Source organism: Nocardioides sp. QY071 (assembly GCF_029961765.1).
GTDB lineage: Bacteria > Actinomycetota > Actinomycetes > Propionibacteriales > Nocardioidaceae > Nocardioides.
In genome coordinates this window covers 2,034,832-2,044,195 of the sequence record NZ_CP124681.1, presented here as the reverse complement: position 1 = coordinate 2,044,195, position 9,364 = coordinate 2,034,832, and the positions used below count along the sequence as shown (strand labels likewise).

Genomic DNA, 9,364 nt, shown 5'->3' with positions numbered 1-9,364 from the left:
TCCTCGGGGTTCGCGCCCCTCTTCGGTAGGTGTGTCCGCGGCCAGTGTCTGGCTGCCCGCCGCACGAAGGCGTCGGGGTCACAGTGGCGGAACCGCCCCGGTCTCACACCGGGTTCCTGCACCGCGGACCTGTGGGGCATCACCTTACGGTGGACCCGTGACTTCCCCGCAGGCGCCCGGCCTCAACGTGGCCGTGCACGGCCACCCCAACCTGGACACCCTCCTGCTGTGGCACCCCGCCGTCCGCACCGACGCCGACGCGGTCGGCGCCCTGGCGAGCCGGATCGCCACCCGCAGCGGGGTCCGCGTCGTCGTACCGACCTGGGAGGACGGCCGCGACCTGCTCCGCTCGGTCCGCTACGCCCGCCAGTCGGCGGTGCACCCGCCGGACCAGGTCTCCGTCGTCGGGTACGGCGCCGCCGGGATCGCCGCGCTGAGCCTGGCCCAGCACCAGCGACGCCTCGGCATCGGCCTGCGCCGAGTGACCTGCGTCGACGGCGCCCCCGACCTCACCGACCCGATCAGCGGGCAGCCGCTCGCCGCCCCGACCCCGGTCCCGGTGGACACCGCGGTCGACGTCGTCGCCTCGGAGGACCCGGCGTGGGCGCAGGCCACCGTCACCGCGTGGCAGGCCGCCGACTGGGCCGCCACGCTGGTCCCTGCCGATCAGTTCACCTGGCGCATCGCCTGACCCGCCCGCAGGTCGCCCAGCACCCGGCGCGCCGTGGTGATGCCGGACTCGATCGCTCCGTCGACGACGACGCCGTTCCACCCCTTCGCATAGTCGGCGCCGGCGAAGTGCAGGCGCCCCGAGGGCTCGGTGAAGTGGCTCCAGCCGTTGATGAACTGCCCCGACTTCAAGGTGGCCCAGGTCTGCCCCGACCAGGGATCGGCGACCCAGTCGTGGCCGCCGCAGTCGATCACCCTCAGCCCGGCCTCCCACACGTCGACCGCGCGCTGCACCGAGGCGACGTCCTCGATGTCGATGGCCGTGTGGTCGGACCCGAAGCCGACCAGGATCGTGGCGTCCTCCTCGTCGAGGACGTACTCGCTACGCACCAGGGAGATCGGATGCACGCCCGGCGCGCCCGCGATGACCGAGTGCCGGCCGGCGACCTTGATCCAGACCTTGAAGCCGACCGAGTTGGTGCCGTCCGCGACCACCTCCCGCTGCAGGTCCGAGAGGGCCGGTGAGAACTCGATCCGCCCCAGCGCACCGATCGGCGCGGTGACGATGACGGCGTCCGCCTCGTCGACCCGGCCGTCGGCGAGCACGACCCGTGCCCGGTCGGCGTCGTGCCGGACCGAGGCGACGGGCGTCGAGAGGGAGACCGGGCAGCGCAGGTCGGCGGCGATGGCGTCGTACAGCCCGCGCATCCCGTTGCTCAGCTTGAACCGAAGGGTCTGCTCGTCCATCAGTGAGCTGCGGTGGTCGCTCAGTGACGCCCAGTGCTTGGCCATCAGAGGCGACGCGGTAGCGGTCGACCCCTGGTAGCCGGCCGACCAGTACGAGTCGGCGAGGTCGATGTCCTCCTGGCTGAACTCGCCGGTGCGCAGGCAGTCGAGCACGCTGCCCTTGTCCGCGGCGAGGAAGCGTTCGCGCAGGTCGGGGTCGGTGTCGTCCGAGCGCAGCACGAACAGCGGGTCGTGGGGATAGGGGAAGAACTCGCGCGACCCCTCGAAGATCGTGTCCTGCAGGCGCGCCAGCCTCGTGTCGAGCTCGTGCTCGGTCCCGGCGTGGACGACGCCGTCGCTGACCCAGTAGGCCGACTCGACGTCGGGGCTCGGGTGGATCTGCTGGGCGTAGCGGGTGATCTCGGTCCACACGAACGGCTGCATCCAGTGCACCCAGGTCGCTCCCATCTCCAGGGCGTGACCGCCCAGTCGCTCGTCGGTCCAGGCCCGGCCGCCGATCCGGTCGCGGGCCTCGTAGATCCGCACGTCGACGCCGGCCGCCTCCAGCTCGCGGGCGGCGACCAGGCCGGCGAAGCCGGCCCCGACCACGATCACGGACCGGCTCTCGGGTCGTGCGGGTGCAGTGTGGGTGGACATGGTGACTCCTTCGGGAGGGACGGTTCGGTGGTCAGGCGGAGCGGCGCGCGGGACGCCGCCAGCGCCCCACGGCCGTGCCGCCGAGGAAGGTCGCTGCGACGAGGGCGAGGAAGGCGATCGCCAGCACCCTCGACCCGCCGATCAGCGTGGTGAAGTTGGCGATCACGAGCACCGTGATGCCGACCAGTCCGAGGGTGCCGAGAACCGGCGCGACGGTCGTGTGCCACAGCGTCCGGCCCGATCCCACCGACCGGAAGTAGGCGATGATCGCGACACTGGTCAGCACCATGACGGCGAGGATCGCCACGATCGAGACGCCGGCCATCCAGGTGAACAGCTCCAGGACGGGGTCGGCGCCGGCGAGGGCGAACACCCCGACGAGGACGACGGCGCTGGCGGTCTGCACGAGCGAGCCCGCGTGCGGGGACCCGTGCCGGGGGTGGACCTCCATCAGCCGGCGGGGCGCGTAGCCGGCGCGGGCCAGCGCGAAGGCGTAGCGCGCGATCGCGTTGTGGAAGGCGAGCAGGGCTGCGAACAGGCTGGTCACCAGCATCACCATCATCACGTCGGCCGCCGTTCCACCGAGGAAGGTGCTCGCGGCGACGAAGGTGAGACCCGCCGGGTCGACCTGCGCCGCGGCCTGGACCTCGGCGCTGCCGAACGCCAGCACCACGGCCCAGCTCGCGACGGCGTACAGGACCCCGATGGTGGCCACGGCCACGTAGGTCGCGACCGGCACGGTCCGCCTCGGGTCGCGCGCCTCCTCGCCGTAGATCGCGGTCGCCTCGAAGCCCACGAAGGAGCCGATCGCGAACATGAGGGCGATCCCCGGCGACCCGGACAAGAAGGCGGACGGCGTGAACGACGCCGCGTCGACGCCGTGGGCGCCGCCCCGGGCCAGGACCGCCACCGAGAGCAGGACGATCAGTGCGATCTCGGCGACGAGAAGGAAGCCCAGGACCCGGGCACCGAGGTCGATGCTGCGGTAGCCGAGCAGGGCGACCACGCCCAGCAGCACCACCGCCCACAGCCACCACGGCAGGTCCGGGCCACCGAAGCGCAGCACGACGTCGCGCAGGGTCGAGGCGGCCAGGCCGTAGATGGCAGCCTGGATGGTCGTGTAAGCCAGCAGGGCGAGTGCCGCCGCGCCGAGGCCGGGCGAGCGGCCGAGACCTTGGGTGACGTAGGCGTAGAACGCTCCGGTGTCGGTCACCTCGCTGCTCATCGCGGCGTAGCCGACGCTGAACACGAGCAGCACCGCCGCCGCGACGACGTACGCCAGCGGCGCGCCCGCGCCGTTGCCGATCGCCACCATGACCGGCAGTGAGCCCGCCACGGCCGTGAGGGGTGCCGCCGCCGCGATGACGAGGAACACGATGCCGGCGACTCCGACCGAGCCCTTCAAGGACGTGCCGGTCGTCGGCGCCGCCGATCGCGTGGTGTCGACCATGTGAACTCCCTGGGGTGCGCTATGATTCAACGAACGTAGAACCAACAATGTGACGCACGCTACAGCCGGCGGCCGGCCGCCGACATGGGCAATACCTTTACGGCGAGAGCGAGGACGCAAGGTGCCGCGACTGGTCGACCACGACGAGCGCCGCCGCGCGATCATCGCGGCGGCCTGGCGGCTGCTCGCCACGCGAGGCGTCGACGGCGTCAACATGCGTGACCTCGCCGCGGAGGCCGGGTACACCAACGGTGCCCTCAGCCACTACTTCGCCGGCAAGGACGAGATCCTGCGGACCTCCTACGAGCACGTCCTCGACGCGACCAACCAGCGGATCGAGGCCTCGGTCGGCCACCGCACCGGGCTGAGCGCCCTGCGCCGGCTGTGCCACGAGGTGATGCCGCTGACCGCGGAGGCCCGGCTGGAGGCACGGATCGCGATGTCGCTGTGGCAGCGCGCCATGGGCGACGCCGCCATGGCCGAGCTCAACAACGCGGCGGTCGCCGAGTGGAAGCAGCAGATGGCCCGGCACTGGCAGGAGGCCATCGACGCGGGAGAGCTGCCGGCCGCGGCCGTACCCGCCGGCGTGGAGCTGTTGATGACCACGATCATCGGCCTCCAGGTCACGGCCGTGCTCGACCCCGCGACGACCTCCCGCGCCGCCCAGGTCGCCCTGGTCGACGGGATCCTCGGTCAGTTCACGCCGCGGGAGTAGCCCTCCCAGTAGGGCGCGCGCAGCTTGAACTTCTGCAGCTTGCCGGTCGCCGTCCGCGCCAGCTCGGTGCGGAACTCGACCGACGTCGGCGACTTGTAGCCCGCCAGCCGGTCCTTGCACCAACGGATCAGCTCGGCCTCCATCTCGGGGCCGGCGGTCGCGTCGGGCGTGAGCACGACGAGCGCCTTGATCGTCTCGCCCCACTTCTCGCTGGGGACGCCGATCACCGCGACCTCGGCGACGGCCCGGTGCGAGAACAGCGTGTCCTCGACCTCGATCGAGGTGACGTTCTCGCCGCCGGTGATGATGACGTCCTTCTTGCGGTCGGCGATGGTGAGGTAGCCGTCCTCGCCCAGCACACCACCGTCACCGGTGTGGAACCAGCCGCCGGCCAGCGCCGCGGCCGACTCCTCGGGCTGTTCCCAGTAGCCCTCGAGGATCACGTTCGACTGCGCGAGCACCTCGCCGGCGCCCTCCTCGGACTCGTCGATCGCCAGCCGTACGCCGATCGCGGGCGCGCCCGCGCGGGTGAGCCGGGTCGCCCGCTCCTCGGCCGAGAGGTCGTCCCACTCCTCGCGCGTGCGGTTGATGGTCAGCAGCGGCGAGGTCTCGGTGAGGCCGTAGATCTGGATGAACTCCCAGCCCAGCTCCTCCTGGACCCGGATCACCGTCTTCGTCGGCGGCGGGGCGCCGGCCATGATGATCCGCACCTTGTCGCGCCCGGGGATCTCGCCCTCCCAGCTCTGCGCGGCCTCCAGTACGGCGGCCGCCACCGCGGGTGCCGCACACATCACGGTCACGCCGTGGTCGCGCACCCGGCGCAGGATCTCGGCACCGTCGACCTTGCGCAGGATGATGTGCCGCGCACCGACGCCGGTCATCGCGAAGGGCATCCCCCAGCCGTTGGCGTGGAACTGCGGCAGCGTGTGCAGGTAGACGTCGCGGTCGCCGATCCCGGCGTGCAGGCCGAAGGTCAGTGCGTTGACCCAGATGTTGCGGTGCGTGATCTGCACGCCCTTGGGGCGCGCGGTGGTGCCGGAGGTGTAGTTGATGGTCGCGGTCGCGGCCTCGTCGTGCTCCCACGCCTTGGGCTCCACGCCCGGCGCGGCATAGAGCGCGTCGTCCTCGCCGAGCAGGTACTTCTGCTCGCAGGTCACCCCCGCGAGCGACTCCTCGAGCTCCGGGTCGACGTAGAGCACCCGGGCGCCGGAGTGGTCGACGATGTACTGCACCTCGTCGGGGCTGAGCCGGAAGTTCACCGGCACCAGCACGCGGCCCCAGCCGCTCACGCCGAAGAACGAGGTCAGCAGCCGGCTGCTGTTGTGGCTGACGACCGCGACCCGCTCCCCGACGCCGATCCCGAGCTCGTCGAGCTTCGCGGCCTGGCGCCGGGCCAGCTCGCCGATCTGCGCATAGGTGAGCTCGCCCTGGCTCGGCGCGGGCTGGGTCGGCTCGTCGACGACACCCACCCGCTCGCCGTACACCTGGACGGCCCGGTCGAGGAAGTCGTTGACGCTGAACGGGACGAACACGCGGGGCCTCCTGGGCTCGGGACACACGGATGTGACACCCACCACCCTAGGCCCGCGGCCCATCGGACGCCCCCTCCGAAAGGAGGCACCCGAGATGTCGGATGAGAGGACTCTCATCCGACTCTCACGGCCGGCCCACGATCAGGCAGGATGATCGGGTCATGAGTCGTGCGTGGAAGATCCTGCTGCCCGTGGCGGCGCTGATGGTGCTGGCGGGGTTCACCGCCGGCGCCGTGGTCCGCGCCGGCGCCGACGAGCCGCCCGCACGGACCCCGATCGACCTCGGGTCCGCACCGGCCGGCAGCACCGCGACGCCCTCCACGCCCTCCACCGCCCCCACCACCCCCCAGGGCCCGCCGACGACCCCCTCGGCCGAGGTGATCACGCCGCAGCCCGATCTCGACGACGACGACGGTGACGACGACCGCCGCGGTCGCGATGACGACCGGGACGACCGGGACGACCGGGAGGACCGGGACGACGACCGCCATGACGACGACCGGGGCGACCGCGGGCACGATGACGACTGAGCCCGTCCGGGCGGGGCTGTCCGTCCGGACCCGGATCACCGCGGCCGTCGCGCTGCTCGTCACCGTCGCCCTCGCCGGCGCCGGCCTGATCGTCTACTGGGTCGAGAGCCGGGCGCTGACCGAGACCCTGCAGAGCGAGGTCGAGCAGGAGCTCGACGAGTTCGTCGCCCTCCAGCGCACCGGCGACTTCGCGACCGTCCGCGACCTGCTCGAGGGCTTCTTGACCCGCAACGTCCCCGACGACGACGAGCTGCTCGTCGGCTGGATCGGCGACGGCACCCTGGTGCAGTTCCCCGCCGACGATCTCGTCGACGAGCCGGCCTTCCGGGAGGCGGTCGCGTCCCTGGTCGTCGATGGCGGCACGACCTACCTCGACACCGACCGCGGTGAGGTGCGGATCACCGCCCAGCCGGTCGCCCAGGGCAGCCAGCGCGGCGCCCTGCTGGTGGTCACCTACCTCGCCGAGGACCGCGGCGAGCTCGGGCAGACGATGCGCACCTACACCCTCGTCGCGCTGTTGTCCGCCGTCCTGGTGACCGCCACCGCGGCCTGGGTGTCCGGGCGGCTGCTGCGTCCGCTGCGCACCCTGCACCAGGCTGCCGACACGATCACCGCGACCGACCTGTCGCGCCGCCTGCCGGAGCGTGGCAACGACGACATCACCGCCCTCACCCGCACCGTCAACGGGATGCTCGACCGGCTGGAGCGGGCCTTCGCCGGCCAGCGGCAGTTCCTCGACGACGCCGGCCACGAGCTGCGCACGCCGCTGACCGTGCTCCGTGGGCACCTCGAGCTGCTCGACACCGGCAGCCCGCAGGAGGTCGCCGAGACCCGGGCACTGCTGCTCGACGAGGTCGACCGGATGGCCCGCCTGGTCGGCGACCTGATCGTGCTGGCCAAGAGCGACCGGCCCGACTTCCTCGCCCCCGGGCCCACCGACCCGTCCGCGCTGCTCGCCGCCGTGCTCACCAAGGCCAGCGCCCTCGGCGAGCGGCACTGGGTGCTCGAGACGTCCCCGGCGCTGCCTGCCGAGCTGGTTCTCGACGGCCAGCGGATCACCCAGGCGCTGCTCGCGCTCGCCGACAACGCCGTCAAGCACACCGGGCCCGCCGGCCGGATCGCCATCGGCGCCACGGTGGATGACGCGACCCTGCACTGCTGGGTCCAGGACGACGGCGCCGGTGTCGCGCCCGGCGACGAGGAGCGGATCTTCGGCCGGTTCGGCCGCGCCGCCGTACCCGAGGGCGACGAGGGCTTCGGGCTCGGGCTCTCCATCGTGGGCGCGATCGCCCAGGCCCACGGCGGGAGGGCGTACGTCGACCGCTCGGCTCCCGGCCCCGGCGCCCGGTTCGCGATCGACGTACCCGCGGTGCAGCCGGACCCCGCCGACTCCGAGCAGACCCAGGTCCTGACGTGGCCCACATCCTGATCGTCGAGGACGAGGAGCGGATCGCCTCCTTCGTGGCCAAGGGCCTGCGCGCCGAGGGGCACCGCACCACCGTCGCCTCCGACGGCCACCGTGGCCTCGACCACGCCCTCGCCGGCGACGTCGACCTCGTCGTCCTCGACATCGGCCTGCCGGGCATCGACGGCTTCGAGCTGCTCGACCAGCTCCGCTCCCAGGGCTCGCGGGTGCCGGTCATCGTGCTCACCGCCCGCGACTCGGTCGCCGACACCGTGACCGCGCTCGAGGGCGGGGCCGACGACTACATGGCCAAGCCGTTCCGCTTCGCCGAGCTGAGCGCCCGGGTCCGCCTGCGGCTGCGGCAGGCGAGCGCCGTACCCGCGGGCAACGGCACCCCCGACACCCTCGCCGCCGCCGGCATCGAGCTCGACCTGCGCACCCGCCGCGCCACCGCCTCCGGACGCGAGGTCGAGCTGTCCGCGCGCGAGTTCGCCCTCGCCGAGACGTTCCTGCGCAACGCCGGCCAGGTGCTCTCCCGCGAGCAGCTCCTCGACCAGGTCTGGGGCCTCGACTTCGACCCCGGCTCCAATGTCGTCGACGTCTACGTCGGCTACCTGCGCCGCAAGCTCGGCGCCGACGCGATCAGCACCGTGCGCGGGATGGGCTACCGCCTCGACCGTTGACTTTCCCCATCCTCACCGTTGACTTGCCCCATCCTCACCGTTGACTTGCCCCATCCTCACCGTTGAGTTCGGACCTCGACGGTTGGGATGCGGCAACTCGACGGTGAGAAAGCGGCAACTCAACCCTTCCAGTGCAGCCGTGGAGCCGGCAGCGCCGTGATCTCCGGCTCCAGCGCCTCGGCGACCTCGCGGGGCAGTGGCCGGTCGGCCGGGTCGGGCTCCAGCAGCGCGTGCACGACCTTGTCCACCGCCGCCGGTACGTCGGCCGGCAGCTCCGCCGGCGCGTCCAGCAGCTGCGGGAACCGGTCGGCGGCCTCGGCGGCGGCCGGGTCGCCGTCGCGGAAGGGGCGATATCCGGCAACGGCGTGGAACAGGGTCGTGCCGAGACCCCAGAGGTCGCTCGCATGACCGGGGACGCCGTACGCACCACCGGGCGCGGCCTGCTCGGGCGCCATGTACGCGTCGGTGCCGATGTTCCCGGTGATCTCGGCGGCATGCGCGGCCCGGCGGGCGACCGAGAAGTCGATCAGTCGCGCCGGCGAGCCCATGATCACGTTGCTCGGCTTCAGGTCGAGGTGGCACACGTCGGCGTGCCGGAAGAAGTGCAGCGCGGAGGCGAGGTCGACCGCGAGCGGGAGGTACTGCTGCGGCGAGAGCCGACGGTGCCGCCGGATCAGGCGGGACAGGCTGGGTCCCTCCACGTACTCGAGCACCAGGTGCGGACGGGGGCCGTCGACGGCGTACCGCAGGCCGCGGGCGGTCACGGGGTGGTGCGCGACGTCCAAGGCGGTCGCCTCGCGGACCAGTCCCTCGAGCGTGTGCGTGTCGTCGACCTCCGCCGGGCGGACGACCTTGACGACGACGGGCCCGTAGGTGATCTCGTCGAAGGCCAGGTAGGCCTCGTACGCCGAGCCACCCCCGAGCGACCGCAGCGCGGTCAGCTCGGGGGTGATCGCGTCACCCTCGGCGAGCTCCCAGGACGACAGCGTGCCCATGG

General features: G+C 72.4%; 9 protein-coding genes and 1 riboswitch. Of the genes, 5 read left to right on the top strand and 4 right to left on the bottom strand.

Annotated elements, in window-relative coordinates; translation table 11 throughout:
• Positions 1 to 21: 21 nt before the first annotated feature.
• Positions 22 to 141, bottom strand: a riboswitch (cobalamin riboswitch).
• Positions 142 to 157: 16 nt separating this feature from the next.
• The gene (locus QI633_RS09815; protein ID WP_282428838.1) at positions 158 to 691 is read left to right on the top strand and encodes a hypothetical protein; all 534 of its coding nucleotides are present in this window, start codon (positions 158 to 160) and stop codon (positions 689 to 691) included.
• On the opposite strand, the gene QI633_RS09810 is transcribed toward QI633_RS09815, so the two are convergent.
• Both QI633_RS09810 and QI633_RS09805 read right to left on the bottom strand, forming a co-directional pair.
• A complete protein-coding gene (locus QI633_RS09810) occupies positions 667 to 2,052 on the bottom strand; it encodes an NAD(P)/FAD-dependent oxidoreductase (protein ID WP_282428837.1) in 1,386 nt (461 codons plus the stop codon). The genes QI633_RS09815 and QI633_RS09810 overlap by 25 nt on opposite strands.
• A gap of 31 nt (positions 2,053 to 2,083) precedes the next feature.
• On the bottom strand, positions 2,084 to 3,502 hold the full coding sequence (locus tag QI633_RS09805; protein ID WP_282428836.1) for an APC family permease: 1,419 nt from the start codon (positions 3,500 to 3,502) through the stop codon (positions 2,084 to 2,086).
• 121 nt (positions 3,503 to 3,623) lie between these two features.
• Here QI633_RS09805 and QI633_RS09800 point away from each other — a divergent pair, with 121 nt between their 5' ends.
• A complete protein-coding gene (locus tag QI633_RS09800) occupies positions 3,624 to 4,217 on the top strand; it encodes a TetR/AcrR family transcriptional regulator (protein WP_141799349.1) in 594 nt (197 codons plus the stop codon).
• On the opposite strand, the gene QI633_RS09795 is transcribed toward QI633_RS09800, so the two are convergent.
• Complete coding sequence (locus tag QI633_RS09795) at positions 4,196 to 5,749, bottom strand: AMP-binding protein (protein WP_282428835.1); 1,554 nt, start codon at positions 5,747 to 5,749, stop codon at positions 4,196 to 4,198. The two genes, QI633_RS09800 and QI633_RS09795, sit on opposite strands and share 22 nt — an antisense overlap.
• 161 nt (positions 5,750 to 5,910) lie before the next feature.
• On the opposite strand from QI633_RS09795, the gene QI633_RS09790 reads away from it, so the two are divergent.
• Genes QI633_RS09790 through QI633_RS09780 form a run of 3 tightly spaced genes read left to right on the top strand, consistent with a single transcriptional unit; the run spans position 5,911 to position 8,367 of the window.
• Complete coding sequence (locus QI633_RS09790; protein WP_282428834.1) at positions 5,911 to 6,279, top strand: hypothetical protein; 369 nt, start codon at positions 5,911 to 5,913, stop codon at positions 6,277 to 6,279.
• Positions 6,269 to 7,708: a sensor histidine kinase gene (locus QI633_RS09785; RefSeq protein WP_282428833.1), complete on the top strand. Its 1,440-nt coding sequence runs from the start codon at positions 6,269 to 6,271 to the stop codon at positions 7,706 to 7,708. Before QI633_RS09790 ends, QI633_RS09785 begins: the two co-directional genes overlap by 11 nt.
• On the top strand, positions 7,693 to 8,367 hold the full coding sequence (locus QI633_RS09780; protein WP_282428832.1) for a response regulator transcription factor: 675 nt from the start codon (positions 7,693 to 7,695) through the stop codon (positions 8,365 to 8,367). Before QI633_RS09785 ends, QI633_RS09780 begins: the two co-directional genes overlap by 16 nt.
• 119 nt (positions 8,368 to 8,486) lie before the next feature.
• On the opposite strand, the gene QI633_RS09775 is transcribed toward QI633_RS09780, so the two are convergent.
• Positions 8,487 to 9,362: a serine/threonine-protein kinase gene (locus QI633_RS09775; RefSeq protein ID WP_282428831.1), complete on the bottom strand. Its 876-nt coding sequence runs from the start codon at positions 9,360 to 9,362 to the stop codon at positions 8,487 to 8,489.
• Positions 9,363 to 9,364 lie beyond the last annotated feature (2 nt).